This window comes from Bacillus sp. Root920, assembly GCF_001429445.1.
Classification (GTDB): Bacteria; Bacillota; Bacilli; order Bacillales; family Bacillaceae; genus Bacillus; species Bacillus safensis.
Window position 1 is genome coordinate 14542 of the sequence record NZ_LMJV01000002.1, and the last position, 16667, is coordinate 31208.

The following is a 16667-nucleotide window of genomic DNA, read 5'->3' on the forward strand; positions in this document are numbered from 1 at the left end:
TCATGCCTATGGACGATTCTACAAAATATCGGGCTGTTTGCTTCGTTTTTTTGGATCATCATCTAATAGCATGAAGGCTAAATAAAAGAGCATGGCATCTTGCATGCGCTTTGGATCAAGTGTCGTTAAATCTTGGATTCGTTTTAGCCTGTAATGCAGTGTATTGATATGGACATGCATCGCTTCTGCGGTATATTTCAATGAACAATCTGATGTCATGAGTACCCGCAATGTTTTCACTAATTCAGGATAGGGGAGAAGAGGGGCGATCGTTCGATCAAGAAACACTTCTTTTGTTTCCTGACTTACTTCCTCCATAAAAAGTTCGAGCGTTAAATCTTCATCAAATACAATCGGCGTATCAGCATGTGCCATTTTTAATGCTCGAAAGGCTTGTTGAAACGATTGCTTCATCAAATGAGCAGCTGCTGGTTTTCCCGCCCCAATCAAAACCCCGGGAGAGCTCCGCGCCGTAAGGGAGGCATGGATGTGAAACAGGCGCTGCTGCAGGGCTTTACGATCATCTGCTGTTGTTTGCAGCATGAGTAAAAAGCGGCCATGCCCCCAGCGGACGATGATCTCCTGGCTGTTGAGATGCAGCGTTTCCTTCAATTCTTTGTATTGATTTTGCTTCATAAACGATTCATCCTGACAATCGATCAGAACAACTGCGCGCTCCTTGTTGATATCAAGCTGAAGCCGCGACGCTTTTTCAGTGAGATCAATCGCTGTCTCTGGCAGATGAAGCCAGTCGAATACAAATGCTTCGAGCTGACGTTCATCCGTTTCAGTTTCTTGAAAAAATTCATGTTCATGAATAAGCAGCTCGGTCATTTTTCTTAATATTTCGCCAAAAGGAGACACATGTACAGGATCTCCTGTCATTCCAATGACCCCGATGACCTCTTGCTTAAAATAAATAGGCAGATTGATGCCAGCTTTGACGCCTTTCATGTGCTGCTGGTCATCCTTTGTGAGAATTCGTTTCTGTCCTTCAAAAGATGTCAGATACGCTCCTTCATGAAATTGTCCAACGCGCGCTGGATCTGTTGCTGCAATGATGGTGCCGTTTGTTTGTGCGATGATGATTTCCTCAGTCAGCACCTTTTTAACCTCATCTACGATTTTTTCTGCCAGTGTCATTGTGAGCAAAACGTACCCCTCCGAGATGTTTCTTTTGACACTATCATACCATCATATGCTGGGACATATCTTTCTTTTCATGAGTTATGCTAAAATAATAAACACACATGAAGGAGAAGAAAGGAGACATAGCCATGTCACTGCAAAATCGCTTACAAGACTTACTGAAAGAAGGACAGGCGCTGACCGACTTTGAATATGATGAAGCGGCGCGCCGCAATTGGACATTAGAAGGGGCGAGAATAAAAGAAGAAGCCCGTTTTGGCGATGTATATATAGAGCGTGTAGACAAGGAATCAGAGAACATGATTCAAACAGAAAACGCCTCATTTCTAAACACACCGCTTACATATGTGAAAAAACATCAAAAAGAATTCATTTATATCGAATCCAAGTGGTTTGATGTTGTGAAAGTGGATGGCTTGGCCATTGAATGGGATGAAGTGTTTCAAACGTATACCGTCCTATTCGGTTTAAAACGTCCTAAAAAAGACACGAATATTCTAAAGGACATGCTATCGCCATTAAATGGTGCTCAGCTTCAATTTAATGGACAAGATGGCTTATTTGATGTGAATTTGCAGCTTCTTGAGCTTGAGGATATCCACGAAGATACGGCTTTCATTGACGTCATCTCGGCCGTGTATCGATTTTTATTCCATATGATCATACAGCTTGAAATCAATGAATCAAAAAACGGCTCAAATTCCTGAGCCGTTTTTTTGTCCATCTATTCATTTGATGAAGGTGTGACAAACCGTACATCATGCTCTTTTCCATATTGAAGATAATCTTCATTTGGCTCCTGATTGGTCACGACGATATCAATCTCGTGCAAATCACAAAACGTGGTCAAGGCGTAATGATCGAATTTGCTATCATCCACTAATAAAAAGGTTTTGGCACTTTTTTGAACAAGCGTCTTTTTAATATCGGTTTCAAGCGGAGACGAATTCGTGACTCCGTGATCAATGGATAAACCAGTTGATGCGATAAAGGCTTTATTGACATTGTAAGCTTTCAAGCGCTCAACACTTTGATAACCAACGAAAGAATTCGTTTTTCTTTCAAGCATCCCGCCAGTGGAAAAGATGGTGAGATTTTCATAAGGCATTGCCTGTGTAATGAAATCCACATTATTGGTCACAATGGTCACCTGTTTCTCCGTCAAATAGGGGAGCATCTCAAGCGTTGTCGTACCAGAATCAATAAAAATCATATCCCCGTTTTCCACAAAAGTGGCAGCCGTCTGACCGATCAATTGCTTTTTACTGAGCTGACGGATCTTTCGCTCCTGATACACCACTAACGTTGAGTGGTTCACAGCCACTCCGCCATACACTTTTTTGAGTACGCCGGACTCGACCAATGCCTGTACATCTCGGCGTATCGTGTTTTTTGAGACACCAAAATGCGCCACAAGCTCATCAAGTGAGGCAGATTCCCGGTCAAACACATACTCTTTGATTTGCTGAATCCGTTTTGTTTTTATCATACTTCATATCTCCAATCAATCCGAATGTCCTTTTTCCATTATACCAATAAATTCTCTTACATGGATTAGGTCAATTGATTCTCTTTTCTCCTTTGATATAAAAGCGTATGATAGAAAAAAGAAAGAAACCAGAAAGGAACTTTCACTTCTATGAATCAATCAAACAACCCATTTTCAAAGCTTGCGAATTTTAGAGAAGTAGGGGGGCTTCAAACAACAGATGGGATGGTGATCAAACAGGGAATGATTTATCGATCCGCAGACTTATCCCGTTTGTCGAAACAAGACATCGAGATATTCTCAGCACTCGGAATTCAAACCGTTTGTGACCTCCGTACAGCCTCAGAACGTAAATCACATCCGCCAAAGATCAAGGAACACGACAAAATCGTCCATATTCCGATGCAGCCTGACAGTAAGATGCCAAGTAAATGGACCATGTTTCGTATGCTGGTAACAGAAGGGAAGTCTCTCTCATTTACACCGATCATGAAAGAGTTATATCAAAGCATGCTGACAGAGCGTAAAGAAGAGATTCGGCAGCTGTTCACACTGCTTTCAGATCAAAGCCATTACCCGCTGATGCTTCACTGCACGAGTGGCAAGGACCGTACAGGTTTTTTATCTGCCCTGATTCAGTTGGTGTCAGGTGTACCGCAGGCTGTCGTTTTAAGTGAATACATGCGTTCCAATGAAGGCGTGCAAATGCTCGTCAGAAGGCAGGAACGATTTGTCCGATTGATGAGTTTATACCGGGTGTCAAAAGAACAAATTCAGCCGCTTGTCGGTGTGCAGCAAGATTATCTTGAAGATGTGCTGCACGAAATGCTGGAGACATACGGGAGTGCAGAGCGGTATTTAATTGAAGCCTGCAAAGTCCCTGAAGCTCAGCTCAATGAAATGAAAAACATTCTGCTTACACCATCTGCTGGCATTCCATCACAAAAAGCGGAATAAACTTAAGATGAGGTGATGCAAAACATGCTGAAAAAGATCAGTATGACAGTTTTAACACTGATGTTGATGTTTGTATTTTTATTGATTCCTTCTAGCAGTCTAGCAGCTCGTGCAGTGCCAAAAGGGAAGCTTGAGAGCACAAGAGAGATGCGCGCGGTATGGATTGCATCTGTTTATAACTTAGATTGGCCCTCAAAGAAGGGGCTGCCCGTAGCAGAGCAGAAGCAAGAGTTTATTCGTTTGTTAGACGAAATCAAAGCGATGAATATGAATGCCGTCATTATGCAAATTAAACCAACAGCAGATGCCTTTTATCCTTCAGCATACGGGCCGTGGTCAGAATATTTGACTGGAACACAAGGGAAAGATCCGGGGTACGATCCGCTTGAGTTTATGATCGAAGAAGCTCATAAACGCGGCCTTGAATTTCACGCTTGGTTTAACCCTTACCGAATCACAATGAATCATACTGATCTCAGCCGTTTGTCTGCCGATCACCCTGCAAGACAACATCCTGATTGGACGATTGCGTATGGTAATCAGCTTTATTACAATCCTGGTATTCCTGAAACTCAGGACTTCATTATCGGCGGTATCGAAGAAGTTGTGAAAAACTACGATATTGATGCAGTGCATATGGATGATTATTTTTATCCATATAAAATAGCCGGTGTACCATTTCCAGATCAAGAAACGTATGAAACATATGGAAAAAAAGCATTTACTCATATAGAAGATTGGCGAAGAGATAATGTGAATCAGCTGGTGAAGCAAATCAATGACACCATTAAGAAAGAAAAACCGTATGTGAAATTTGGTATTAGTCCATTCGGGGTATGGCGTAACATAAAAGATGACCCGACTGGTTCAAACACCACTGCAGGAATGACCAACTACGATGATTTGTATGCTGATACAAGAGAGTGGATTCAGCAGCACGATATTGATTATGTTACTCCGCAAATTTACTGGAGCATCGGCTTTCAAGCTGCCGCTTATGATGTGCTGACGAAATGGTGGTCAAATGAGGTGAAAGGGGAGCCGGTTCACCTGTACATTGGGCAGGCGGCATATAAAATTAATCAAAACAGTGACCCTGCTTGGTCTGACCCGGAAGAATATTTTAGGCAGATTGAGCTGAACAGGCAGTCACAGCTTGTGCAGGGAAGCATGCATTTCAGCTTGAAGGATCTCAATCGCAACCCTTTGAATGTAAAGGATCGATTGATAGAAGAGTCATACAGCAAACCAGCTCTCATTCCAGAAATGCCTTGGCTTCATCAGAAAGCACCTAAAAAACCAATCATTCAATCTGTGAAAAAGACATCGGATGGTACGGCTTTACAAATCAAAAATGATCCGCATTCTACCGTATCCTATTATGCGGTCTATCGATTAACAAATAAAGGAACATATGAATTGCTGCAAACGGTTAGAAAAGAAAAAGGCGCCATAACAACGATTAAAGACCTCCCAGTCAATCAAAAGAAAATGGATACTTACAAGATTACGGCTCTTAATCGTCTTCATCACGAAAGCAAGCCTTCTACAAAAATAGTGAAATAACAGAAAAAGCATGAGTGAGATTTTCTTCGTTCATGCTTTTTTTCTATTATTCTTGTTTTAATTTTCTGAATTCAATCAAGCTTGGCATGAAGCAGCTGCTTGATTAATAAATATGATAGAAAAGAGCTAAAGGGGGAAGCAAGATGGATTTTGAATTAACGAAAGAACAACAAATGATCCGCCAGATGGTCAAAGATTTCGCCAAAGCAGAAATTGCACCACTCGCTCAAACCATTGATGAACAGGCCGTATTCCCAGCCAAAACGTTTCAAAAAATGGGGGAGCTCGGCTTTATGGGCATCCCCTTTCCAGAGAAATACGGCGGCTCAGGAGGAGATACGATATCATATGCACTCGCTGTAGAAGAAATCGGAAAACAGTGTGCCAGTACAGGTCTTAGCTATGCCGCAGCCGTCTCCTTAGGCGCAAGCCCGCTTTATTACTTCGGTACAGAGGAACAAAAGATGGACCACCTTGTCCCGCTGGCTTCTGGAACAGCACTTGGTTCCTTCGGATTAACAGAACCAAATGCAGGGTCAGATGCAAAAGGGACGAAAACAAAAGCAGTCAAAGACGGACAAGAGTATGTCATTAGCGGGGAAAAGTGCTGGATCACAAACGCCAATTTTGCCAGAACCATTATCGTCACTGCTGTCTCGGATCAAGATGAAAACGGCCGCCCGATCATCTCCGCCTTCATTGTGGAGAAAGGGCAAAAAGGGCTGACCATTACAAATCCATATGACAAAATGGGCGTGCGCGGTTCAGATACAGCAGAAATCATTTTAGACGGTGTACGTGTACCAGCCCAGAATATTTTAGGAGACCCAGCGAAAGGCTTTAAGCAATTTTTATATACATTAGACGGGGGGCGCATTTCAATTGCTGCGTTATCAGTTGGCATCGCACAAGCTGCACTAGATGCTTCGCTCTCGCATGCAAAAGAAAGAAAGCAATTTGGGCAGACCCTTTCTTCCTTCCAAGCGATTCAGTTTAAGCTGGCAGATATGGCGATGCAAATAGAGCTTGCCAGACAAATGGTGTGGAAAGCCGCTTGGCTGAAAGATCACGGCAAGCCGTTTACAAAAGAAGCTGCCTATGCCAAACTCTTCGCTTCTGAAATGGCGACAAAAGCAAGTCTTGATGCTGTTCAAATTCACGGGGGAACAGGCTACATGAAAGAATGTGGTGTAGAACGGCTTGTGAGAGATGCCAAGCTAATGGAAATTGGAGAAGGGACCTCTGAAATTCAGCGTCTAGTCATCGCAAGACAACTGTTAGCGTAATCCGATAATGAAAACGCTTACCATCAATGGAGGAGGAAAGCCATGATGTCGATTCATCCACAGACAATCGGCTCGTTATTAAAAGAGAAAAGGGAGCAGCATCCAGCACATGAAGCCATTGTGTATCCGGAACGTTCTTTACGTTATTCATATGAAGCGTTTTATCGAGAAGTCAAGGAAACCGGGAAAGGTCTTATGGCATTAGGGGTTCAAAAAGGGGATCATATCGCCATCATGGCGCCCAATGTACCCGAATGGCTCATGCTGCAATTCGCCTGCGCGTCGATTGGAGCCGTTCTTGTCACCGTGAATACAAACTTTCAATCACAAGAACTCGCTTATTTACTCAAGCACTCTGATAGCAGCATGCTGTTTATCGTAGACGGGTTTAAAGAGACATCCTATGTCAAAATGCTTGATGAACTCATACCGGAGCTTCAAAACGCTCATCAAGGAGAGATCACATCCTCATCTTTTCCTTATTTAAAAAGTGTCGTCTATATAGGTGAGCACACGCCAAAGGGCATGCGCAGCTGGAACAGTATTCAAGCAGCTGCCAAAAGAACAGAGGATGATGAGTGGGAGAAACGAATGGATGAGCTTGCACCGGATGACGTCATTAATATGCAATATACTTCAGGCACAACCGGCTATCCAAAAGGAGTCATGCTCAGCCATACAAACATTGTCTGCAATGCCAGCCAAATCGCAGATTGTATGAAGCTCACCCAAAAGGACCGAATGTGTATCCCTGTTCCTTTCTTTCATTGCTTTGGATCCGTCCTTGGCGTGCTTGCATGTCTCACAAAAGGAGGAACGATCATTCCAATTGAATCCTTCCACCCAGAGCGAGTTCTTCAAACCGTAGAAAAAGAGAAGTGCACCGTCCTTCACGGCGTCCCGACAATGTTCATTGCAGAGCTCGACCATCCGAATTTTCACCAATACGATCTGTCCACATTACGAACGGGCATTATGGCAGGATCTCTTTGCCCGTCCCATGTGATGAAAGCCGTCATTGAACAAATGGGACTGAAGGAGCTCACGATTGCTTACGGACAGACGGAAAGCTCTCCTGTCATTACCCAAACAAGAACGGATGATTCATTTGAAAGGCGGGTTCAAACGGTCGGCCGGGCGCTTCCTCACATTGAAGTGAAAATCACCGTTCCAGGCACGCCGGAGGAAGTACCAAGAGGAGAACAAGGAGAGCTGTGTACAAGAGGCTATCATGTGATGAAAGGCTACTATAAAAATGAAGAAGCCACAAATGAAGTGATTGATCAGGACGGCTGGCTTCATACGGGTGATTTAGCAGAGATGGATGAGGACGGCTATGTGAAAATCACAGGACGGCTGAAAGATATGATCATTAGAGGCGGGGAGAATGTTTATCCAAAAGAGATTGAGGATGTTCTTTATACTCATCCGGATATTCTTGATGCACAGGTCGTTGGTATACCTGACGAGACGTATGGAGAAGAAGCCGCCGCATTCATTCGGCTTAAACAAGGTAGGACGGTGACAATTGAGACACTCACCAGCTATTGTCAGTCGCAAATGGCACGCTACAAAATTCCTAAATATTTTTTCATCACTGACGAGTATCCAATGACCGCATCAGGGAAAATTCAAAAATTTCGTCTGAAAAAGCAGGCGCTTGATCTAATAAAGGAGTGAAGGCAGTGATGTTTCAAAAAGTACTGATTGCAAATCGAGGCGAAATTGCTAGGCGAATTATTCGAACGTGTAAAAGGCTCGGGATCCACACCGTTGCCGTTTATTCAGAAGCAGATCAGCATGCACTTCATGTGCAAGAAGCAGACAGCGCCTATCTGATTGGAGGCGCGAAAGTATCTGAAAGCTATTTAAACATGGAAGCCATCATTCGTGTAGCCAAACAGACACATACAGATGCCATCCACCCAGGATATGGCCTCTTATCAGAAAATGCAGCCTTTGCAGAACGCTGCCGTAGCGAAGGAATCGCCTTTATTGGCCCATCCGCACAAGTCATTCAGCGAATGGGGAATAAAATTGAAGCAAGAAAAACGATGGCTCAAGCAGGTATCCCCATTGTACCAGGCGTTTCAGCTCCGCTGCATGATGCAGAAGAAGGGGTCAGTCAAGCGCAGTCACTCGGTTATCCGATTATGCTCAAGGCATCAAGCGGGGGCGGTGGAATTGGCATGCAGCTCGTGCAAAATGACGAGGAGCTGTACAGGGCTTTTGAAGGGAATCAAAAAAGAGCGCAAAGCTTTTTCAACGATGGGACGCTGTATATGGAAAAGGTCATTGAAAACGCTCGGCACATTGAAATTCAGGTCCTTTTTGATTCCTTCGGCCATGGGGTTCACTTATTTGAGCGCGACTGTTCACTCCAGCGAAGACATCAAAAAATCATTGAAGAAGCACCAGCCGTCTGTCTCGATGAATCGGTGAGACATCAGATGGGGGAGATGGCCGTCAAAGCAGCCAAAGCGATTGGGTATGAAAATGCAGGAACGATTGAATGTTTAGTCGATCAGCATCAACAATTTTATTTCCTAGAAATGAACACAAGATTACAAGTAGAGCACTCTGTCACAGAAGAAATTACAGGCATTGACCTTGTCGAGGAACAGCTGAAAATCGCTGCATGTGAGCCGCTTTCCTTTAATCAGGAGGATATTCATCAAATCGGCCATGCCATCGAGGTTAGAATTTATGCGGAAGATCCCGTCACCTTTTATCCATCACCAGGAACGATCACTCGGCTTTCCACACCTGAAGCTCCGTATATCCGTCATGAGTCAAGCGTGACAAACGGAAGCATCATTACCCCTTTTTACGATCCAATGATTGCGAAAATGATCGTTTACGGTGATACACGAAAACTTGCAATAGAACGATTAAAAGGGGCATTACAAGCATATGAAATAGAAGGGATCAAAACCAACTTACCGCTTTTAAGGGAAATGGCCGGATCTTCTGCTTTCTTACAAGGCAGCATCACCACCGATTTTCTCATGAAAAAAAGGGAGGAAAACCGTTCATGAAAACTGTCACAATTCAAATGGCCGGAAACTTGTGGAAGCTTCTTGTGAAACAAGGCGATGAAGTGCAAAAAGGACAGGAGGTTGCCATCTTAGAATCAATGAAAATGGAGATTCCGATCGTTGCTGAAGAGGGCGGGATCATCAGTAAAGTGTATAAGGCAGAGGGAGAGTTTGTCGATGAAGGAGAGGTTCTTTTAGAACTATCAGAATAGGAGGGAGCCAGATGGCATTACCAAAGAGTGTGCTTATCAGGGAGGTCGGGCCGCGGGACGGACTGCAAAATGAATCAGTCTGGCTGGACACAGGCGAGAAGCGAACGTGGATTGATCTGCTCGCAGCAGCCCAGCTCCCTTATATTGAAATCACATCATTTGTTCATCCTAAATGGGTTCCAGCCTTAAAAGATGCCAAAGAACTCACCCAATCCTTTAACAAAAAAGACGGCATCACCTATGCAGCACTCATTCCCAATGAAAAAGGCTTAGCTCATTTTTTTGAAGCCAATCTTGACACAGGCGCTATGTTCATCTCTTCGAGTGAAACACATAACAAGAAAAATATGAATCAATCCATCCACGAAACACTTCCTGTTATCAAACAAATGACAGCTGATTTAAAAGCAGCAGGAAAAAACACGCGCGCGTATATTTCCACCGTGTTTGGCTGCCCATATGAAAAACAAGTGCCAATGGATCAAGTCCTCCGGTTAACGGATATTTTGCTTTCTTATGGCATTGATGAAATATCTCTCGGTGACACCATCGGTGAAGCCCATCCGCTTCAAGTAGAAAGACGCTTAGACATTTTACTCGAACGTTTTCCTGCTGATAAAATCGCTCTTCATTTTCATGATACGAAGGGGATGGCTCTTGCGAATATTTATACGGCATTAAAAGCAGGGATCACCATATTTGACTCCTCCAGCGGCGGGCTTGGCGGATGTCCCTATGCACCTGGTTCCAGCGGAAATGTGGCGACAGAAGATGTGGTGCATATGCTTCAAAAAATAGGAATTGAGACAAATATTCACCTTCCTGCATTAATTAAAGCGGCAGAATGGATTGAAGCAAAAGTAGATCGAACCCTGCCTAGTCACTGTTTACGTGCTTATCACTCTCAGACTACTTCATAAAGGATGAATAACATGACATCATTGATCCATTTTTCGATACAAGATGAACAGATCGGCATCATGACCTTAAACAGGCCAGAACAAGCGAATTCCCTATCTGCTCCAATGCTGGAGGAGATTAATCAAATCATTCAAGAAATCAAACACGATGAAAGCATTCGCTGTCTTCTCATTACAGGAGCCGGTTCAAAAGTCTTTTGTGCTGGAGCAGATTTAAAAGAACGACGATTGATGACAGAAGCAGAAGCAAAAGGAGCTGTTCTTTCGATTCAGCAAACCTTTATCGAGATTGAATCTATTCCTGTACCTGTCATTGCAGTGATGAACGGACACGCACTAGGCGGAGGACTTGAGCTCGCGCTCGCTTGTGATCTCCGCATTGCACGAGCCGGAGCAAGACTCGGCCTGCCAGAAACAGGACTAGCTATCATACCAGGAGCCGGAGGGACGCAGCGCCTTCCGCGCCTCATTGGACTCGGTAAAGCAAAAGAACTTATTTTCACAGGCGCATCATTACAAGCAGAAGAAGCCATTCAAATTGGGCTGATTGAGCATATCTCTGTAGCAGATTCCCTCATGAACGATGCCATCTCTCTTGCAAAACAAATCATCAAAAATGGCCCGCTTGCCTTAAAAGAAGCGAAACAAGCGATTCAATCAAGCCTTGATCACGATTTGCATACAGGTTTGACAAAGGAATACGAAGCCTATCTACGGCTCATTGAGACAGAAGATCGAACGGAAGGTCTTCAAGCCTTCCAAGAAAAACGAACGCCTCAATACAGAGGCAGGTAGCAAGAAAGGGGAATGGGTATGATCGAAGAATATGAACTAAAAAAACAGCAGATTCTGAAAGGCGGGGCCGACCGATACCATCAAAAAAACAAAGAAAAAGGAAAATTGTTTGTCCGTGACCGCCTCCAGTTGTTATTAGATGAGGATTCTTTCATTGAGGATGCCATGTTTGCCGAGTGTCAAAATGAACATTTACCAGCAGATGGTGTTGTCACAGGGACAGGACGGATGAATGGGCAGACTGTTTGCGTCATGGCAAATGATTCTACCGTCAAAGCAGGATCATGGGGCGTCAAAACGGTAGAAAAAATCATTAGAATCCAGGAAACAGCCGAAAAGCTCAACTGCCCAATGCTGTATTTAGTTGACTCTGCGGGTGCTAGAATCACCGATCAAATCGCCATGTTTCCAGGCAGAAGGGGTGCAGGCCGCATTTTTTATAACCAGGTGAAGCTGTCTGGACGTATTCCGCAAATTTGTTTACTATTTGGTCCTTCGGCAGCCGGAGGTGCTTACATTCCTGCTTTTTGTGACATCGTCGTCATGGTCGAAGGGAATGCCTCAATGTACTTAGGCTCACCGCGAATGGCCGAAATGGTGATTGGAGAGAAAGTATCCCTTGAAGAAATGGGCGGAGCAAAAATGCATTGCAGCATTTCTGGATGCGGCGATATTTTAGCAAAAACAGAGGAAGAAGCCATTCAAATCGCCCGCACTTATTTAACTTACATGCCTGCCAACTATACAGAAAAACCAAAACGGGCAGCCGCAATCGCACCTAAACCATCAGAGATCACCATCCAAGACCTCATTCCTAAAGGGCAGAATACCCCTTTTGATATGTATCAGCTCATTGATTTACTCATTGATGAAGGATCATTTTTTGAAATCAAAAAGCTATTTGCCGCAGAGCTGATCACAGGATTTGGCCGTATGAATGGTCAGCCTGTTGGTCTTATTGCCAACCAGCCTAGGGTAAAAGGCGGCGTATTATTCCATGACTCGGCCGACAAAGCCGCCAAGTTTATTCAGCTATGTGACGCCTTTCATATTCCGCTCCTTTTTCTTGCGGATATACCGGGGTTTATGATCGGAACAAAAGTGGAACAAGCAGGTATTATTAGGCATGGGGCGAAAATGATCTCCGCCATGTCAGAGGCAACCGTTCCGAAAATATCCGTCATTGTTCGTAAAGCATATGGTGCAGGTTTATATGCAATGGCAGGACCAGCCTTTGAACCGGATTGCTGCCTCGCACTTCCATCAGCACAAATTGCTGTCATGGGGCCAGAAGCCGCTGTAAATGCTGTCTATGCGAATAAAATTGCCGAACTGCCTGCTGAGGAAAGAGCAGCATTTATTCAAGAGAAACGCAAGGAATACCAGGAAGATATGAATATATATGAGCTTGCCTCTGAAATGATTGTCGATGGTGTCATCCCATTTGACCATTTGCGAGATGAGCTTTGTCATAGATTACAAGCCTATACCTCTAAAGAGATGACATTTACAAGACGAAAACACCCGGTTTATCCGGTCTAAAGGGGGCGGCCTCATGATGAACCTAAAACCAGCGTGGATACCCGAAGAACAGATGATGAAACAAACACGCCTTTACAAATGGATGCATTCACTTGGTTTTTCTACTTATGATGCGTTCTATCAAGCTAGTATCGAGCGGACCGATTGGTTTTGGAGAGAAGCCGAAAAGGCGGTCGGCATCGTGTGGAAGGAGCCCTATGAAGCCGCATTAGGCCAAGATTCATTCATGTGGCCCAATTGGTATAAAGGCGGCCGGCTCAACGTGGTCGAAACGGCTGTTGACAAATGGGCAGAGAATGAAGAAACTCAGCATCAACCAGCTGTGATGTGGAGAAATGAAGCGGGAGAAGAGAGAAGATGGACGTTCCTCGAACTTCAAGAAAAGGTCAATCGTCTCGCTGCTGGTTTTTTGAAGAAGGGAATACAAAAAGGGGATGTAGCGGTCATTTATATGCCGATGCTTCCGGAAACGGCTGCTGTCATGCTTGCCTTTGCAAAGATTGGTGTCATCTTTAGCCCGGTTTTTTCTGGCTATGGAAGCGAGCCTCTTGCCGTACGTATTCGTGCATCAGGTGCAACCATTGTCGTCACAGGCTCAAGCGTGACGCGCCGGGGAAAGACGATCAACATGCGTAAATGTGCGGCAGAAGCGATCGACAAAACCAAGACTGTCCAAACAGTCATTGTACATGCTTCCTCTTCTACTGGATATAAAGAGGATATTCAGCTAAACGATTTGTTAAAAGAGGAACCACTGAGTAAAACAACTTATCTTTCAAATGAAGATCCACTTATGATCTTATACACGTCTGGAACAACCGGTACACCAAAAGGGGCTGTTCATACACACGCAGGCTTTCCTGTAAAAGCGGCTTTTGATGCCGGTCTTTGTATGGACGTTGCAAAAGGAGATCGTTTGTTTTGGCTCACAGACATGGGATGGATGATGGGGCCCTTTCTCGTCTTTGGCGGCTTGATCAATGGAGCTGCAATTGTTTTATATGACGGCGCCCCCGATTATCCAGATGAACACCACCTTTGGTCATTCATCCACGACCAAAAAGTCACCCATTTTGGACTTTCACCTACTTTTGTTCGTTCTGCGATGCAGCAAAACCTTTCAGACATTGAGCTGCCGCATGTGAAAGCCATCATATCTACAGGTGAACCGTGGAATGAAGCACCATGGCAATGGCTTTTTGACACCATTGGTCAAAAGCACATTCCAATCTTAAATTACTCAGGGGGAACAGAGGTTTCTGGCGGTATTGTAGGAAGTACGCTGCTTCGTCCAATCAAACCGATCCTTTTTAATGCGGCCATCTTAGGAATGGCGGCAGATGTGTATAATGAGGCAGGAGAGAGCGTTCTGAATGAGGTAGGGGAGCTTGTTGTGAAAAAGCCGTGGGTCGGCATGACATGTGGGTTTTGGAAAGATCCGAAGCGATATGAAGACACCTATTTTAAACGATTTGATGGGGTGTGGACGCACGGTGATTGGGTGATGCAATCAGAGGATGGCGCATTCCATATCACGGGCAGATCGGATGATGTCATTAATACAGCAGGTAAACGCATTGGTCCAGCTGAAATTGAATCCATTCTTGTCGGGCATCCAGCCGTACATGAGGCTGCTGTGATTGGAGTAAAGGATGAGGTGAAGGGAGAAGCACTAGTTTGTTTCATTGTGGCCAGTTCACAGACTTTTGAAGAAGCAGCACTCATTCAAGAGCTCAAAATACATGTAGGTTCATATGCGGGAAAAGCGCTCACACCAAAGGAAATTCATCTTATTTCAGCTTTACCGAAAACAAGAAACGGAAAAATCGTCCGGCGTTTATTAAAAGGAGCTTATGAACAGCAGCCTTCACCAGATCTTTCGTCTCTAGATAATCCTGATGTGTATAACAGCATTTGCGAATACTTGAAAAGAAAACAAGGTCCATAAAAAAAAGACAGGAGAGCGTCCTGTCTTTTTTATTGTACATGAAAATTCGTGCCATCTGTTGTTTCTTTTACAATACCTGCCCGAATCACAAAATCACCGAAATGTTCATGTTCCTCGCGTTCTTTTGCATAGCGGGGGAGTAGAGTGCCAAGCTCGTTTAAAATGTCTTCTTCTCCTACATTTTCTCGGTACAGTTTACTTAATCTACTGCCATCAAACGCAGCGCCAAGATACATGTTGTATTTGCCAGGTGATTTCCCGATAAAGCCAATTTCACCAAGCGCATGACGGGCGCATCCATTTGGACATCCAGTCATACGAATCGTGATTTCTTTATCACTTAAGCCATTTTCTTCGACAATCTCTTCAATTTTGTCAATTAAGCGCGGGAGGTAGCGTTCTGCCTCTGCCATCGCTAAGCCGCATGTCGGAAGAGCAACACAGGCCATTGAACTGCGGCGCAGTGCAGAGTGCTGTTGTCCATCTGACAAACCAAACTCCTGAATGAGCTGCTCGATTTGTTTCTTTTTATGAGATGTGACGTTTCCAATGATCAAATTTTGATTCGCTGTTAAGCGGAAGTCACCTGTATGAATCTTTGCGATTTCACGAATGCCTGTCATCAGCGGATAATCATCGTAATCCGTGATACGTCCGCCTTCTACAAACATCGTATAATGCCATCTGCCATTAATGCCTTTTACCCAGCCATAGCGGTCACCGTTATGATCGAAGTGATAATCTCTTGCGTCTAATAGGGAAAAACCAAGGCGGCGCTCAAGCTCTTCTTTTACATTCTCAAGACCGAGACGGTCCACTGTATATTTAAAGCGGGCATTTTTTCTCACCGAACGGTTTCCGTAGTCCCGCTGGATGGTGATCACTTGTTTGGCAATCTCTACAACTTGTTCCGGTGTACAAAAGCCAATTACTTTTGCAAGCTGAGGATAGGTCGCTGTATCACCATGAGTCATACCCATTCCACCGCCAATCGCGACATTAAAACCGACTAATTGATCATTTTCAATAATCGCAATGAAGCCTAAATCCTGCGAAAATACATCAATATCGTTAGCAGGAGGGACCGCCACACCAATCTTGAATTTTCTTGGCAAATAAAGTGGACCATACATCGGCTCAACCTCTGTATCAGGCGTTGCTGCTACCTTTTCCTCATCAAGCCAAATTTCATGGTACGCTCTTGTTTGCGGAAGCAGGTCATCACTTAATTTTTTGGCGAGCTCGTATACATCATGGTGCACTTCTGATTGATAGGGGTTTGATGTACACATGACATTACGGTTCACATCGCCGCAAGCAGCGATCGTATCAAGCATAGTGGAATGAATGTCTTGAATGGTCTTTTTCATGTTCCATTTTAAAATACCGTGAAGCTGAAAGGTTTCACGAGTTGTCAGCTTTAACGTACCGTTTCCATATTTATGAGCAAGCTCATCCATCACAAGCCACTGTTTGGATGTAGCGATTCCGCCAGGCAGGCGGACGCGCAGCATAAATTGATAGGCAGGCTCAAGCTTTTGTTTTTGCCGTTCATTTCTCAGGTCACGATCATCCTGTAAATAACTGCCGTGATGCTTCATCAGACGGTTATCATCATCAGGAATACCCGCTGAAATCGGATCAAGCATCACTTCTTTTAAAGTACCCCGTAAATAATCACTTTTTTCTTTGATTTCCTCTACGTCACTCGGAGGTCCATCCGGCGCTGTTAATGCTGTCTTCACCATGTAAGTAAAAGCTCCTT

General features: G+C 44.2%; 14 protein-coding genes. 11 read left to right on the plus strand and 3 right to left on the minus strand.

Translation table 11 applies throughout. The annotated features are described in order from the left end of the window. Nucleotides 1–18: 18 nt before the first annotated feature. Nucleotides 19–1152 carry a CdaR family transcriptional regulator gene (locus ASE42_RS10635; RefSeq protein ID WP_056766912.1) on the minus strand — a complete coding sequence of 378 codons (1134 nt, stop codon included), beginning with the start codon at nucleotides 1150–1152 and terminating at the stop codon, nucleotides 19–21. Between the two features lie 125 nt (nucleotides 1153–1277). On the opposite strand from ASE42_RS10635, the gene ASE42_RS10640 reads away from it, so the two are divergent. Next, nucleotides 1278–1856 (plus strand): hypothetical protein, encoded by a 579-nt coding sequence (locus tag ASE42_RS10640; RefSeq protein WP_024427762.1) that lies wholly within the window; start codon nucleotides 1278–1280, stop codon nucleotides 1854–1856. A gap of 17 nt (nucleotides 1857–1873) precedes the next feature. Here ASE42_RS10640 and ASE42_RS10645 read toward each other — a convergent pair whose 3' ends face one another. After that, on the minus strand, nucleotides 1874–2638 hold the full coding sequence (locus ASE42_RS10645; RefSeq protein ID WP_024425690.1) for a DeoR/GlpR family DNA-binding transcription regulator: 765 nt from the start codon (nucleotides 2636–2638) through the stop codon (nucleotides 1874–1876). Nucleotides 2639–2788: 150 nt separating this feature from the next. On the opposite strand from ASE42_RS10645, the gene ASE42_RS10650 reads away from it, so the two are divergent. The 10 genes from ASE42_RS10650 to ASE42_RS10695 all read left to right on the plus strand — a co-directional run bounded on the left by ASE42_RS10650 (nucleotide 2789) and on the right by ASE42_RS10695 (nucleotide 14902). Beyond that, the gene (locus ASE42_RS10650; protein ID WP_056766914.1) at nucleotides 2789–3595 is read left to right on the plus strand and encodes a tyrosine-protein phosphatase; all 807 of its coding nucleotides are present in this window, start codon (nucleotides 2789–2791) and stop codon (nucleotides 3593–3595) included. A gap of 24 nt (nucleotides 3596–3619) precedes the next feature. Continuing rightward, entirely contained in the window at nucleotides 3620–5161 is a 1542-nt protein-coding gene (locus ASE42_RS10655) for a glycoside hydrolase family 10 protein (RefSeq protein WP_056766916.1), read from the plus strand. Nucleotides 5162–5304: 143 nt separating this feature from the next. Beyond that, the gene (locus tag ASE42_RS10660) at nucleotides 5305–6447 is read left to right on the plus strand and encodes an acyl-CoA dehydrogenase family protein (RefSeq protein ID WP_024425684.1); all 1143 of its coding nucleotides are present in this window, start codon (nucleotides 5305–5307) and stop codon (nucleotides 6445–6447) included. A 42-nt stretch (nucleotides 6448–6489) separates the two neighbouring features. Next, complete coding sequence (locus ASE42_RS10665) at nucleotides 6490–8127, plus strand: AMP-binding protein (RefSeq protein ID WP_056766919.1); 1638 nt, start codon at nucleotides 6490–6492, stop codon at nucleotides 8125–8127. Between the two features lie 8 nt (nucleotides 8128–8135). Further along, a complete protein-coding gene (locus ASE42_RS10670) occupies nucleotides 8136–9485 on the plus strand; it encodes an acetyl-CoA carboxylase biotin carboxylase subunit (protein WP_056766921.1) in 1350 nt (449 codons plus the stop codon). After that, the gene (locus tag ASE42_RS10675) at nucleotides 9482–9697 is read left to right on the plus strand and encodes an acetyl-CoA carboxylase biotin carboxyl carrier protein subunit (protein ID WP_024425681.1); all 216 of its coding nucleotides are present in this window, start codon (nucleotides 9482–9484) and stop codon (nucleotides 9695–9697) included. Before ASE42_RS10670 ends, ASE42_RS10675 begins: the two co-directional genes overlap by 4 nt. Nucleotides 9698–9708: 11 nt before the next feature. Continuing rightward, nucleotides 9709–10617, plus strand: coding sequence for a hydroxymethylglutaryl-CoA lyase (locus ASE42_RS10680; protein WP_056766924.1), 909 nt, complete (start codon nucleotides 9709–9711; stop codon nucleotides 10615–10617). Between the two features lie 12 nt (nucleotides 10618–10629). Then, nucleotides 10630–11412, plus strand: a complete 783-nt coding sequence (locus tag ASE42_RS10685; RefSeq protein ID WP_056766926.1) for an enoyl-CoA hydratase — start codon at nucleotides 10630–10632, stop codon at nucleotides 11410–11412. Nucleotides 11413–11430: 18 nt separating this feature from the next. Continuing rightward, nucleotides 11431–12954, plus strand: a complete 1524-nt coding sequence (locus tag ASE42_RS10690) for an acyl-CoA carboxylase subunit beta (RefSeq protein WP_082580737.1) — start codon at nucleotides 11431–11433, stop codon at nucleotides 12952–12954. A gap of 13 nt (nucleotides 12955–12967) precedes the next feature. Further along, nucleotides 12968–14902 (plus strand): AMP-binding protein, encoded by a 1935-nt coding sequence (locus tag ASE42_RS10695; protein WP_056766930.1) that lies wholly within the window; start codon nucleotides 12968–12970, stop codon nucleotides 14900–14902. A gap of 29 nt (nucleotides 14903–14931) precedes the next feature. Here the strand turns inward: ASE42_RS10695 and cysI are convergent, their stop codons facing one another. Next, a complete protein-coding gene (gene cysI, locus ASE42_RS10700; protein WP_056766932.1) occupies nucleotides 14932–16650 on the minus strand; it encodes an assimilatory sulfite reductase (NADPH) hemoprotein subunit in 1719 nt (572 codons plus the stop codon). Nucleotides 16651–16667: the final 17 nt, after the last annotated feature.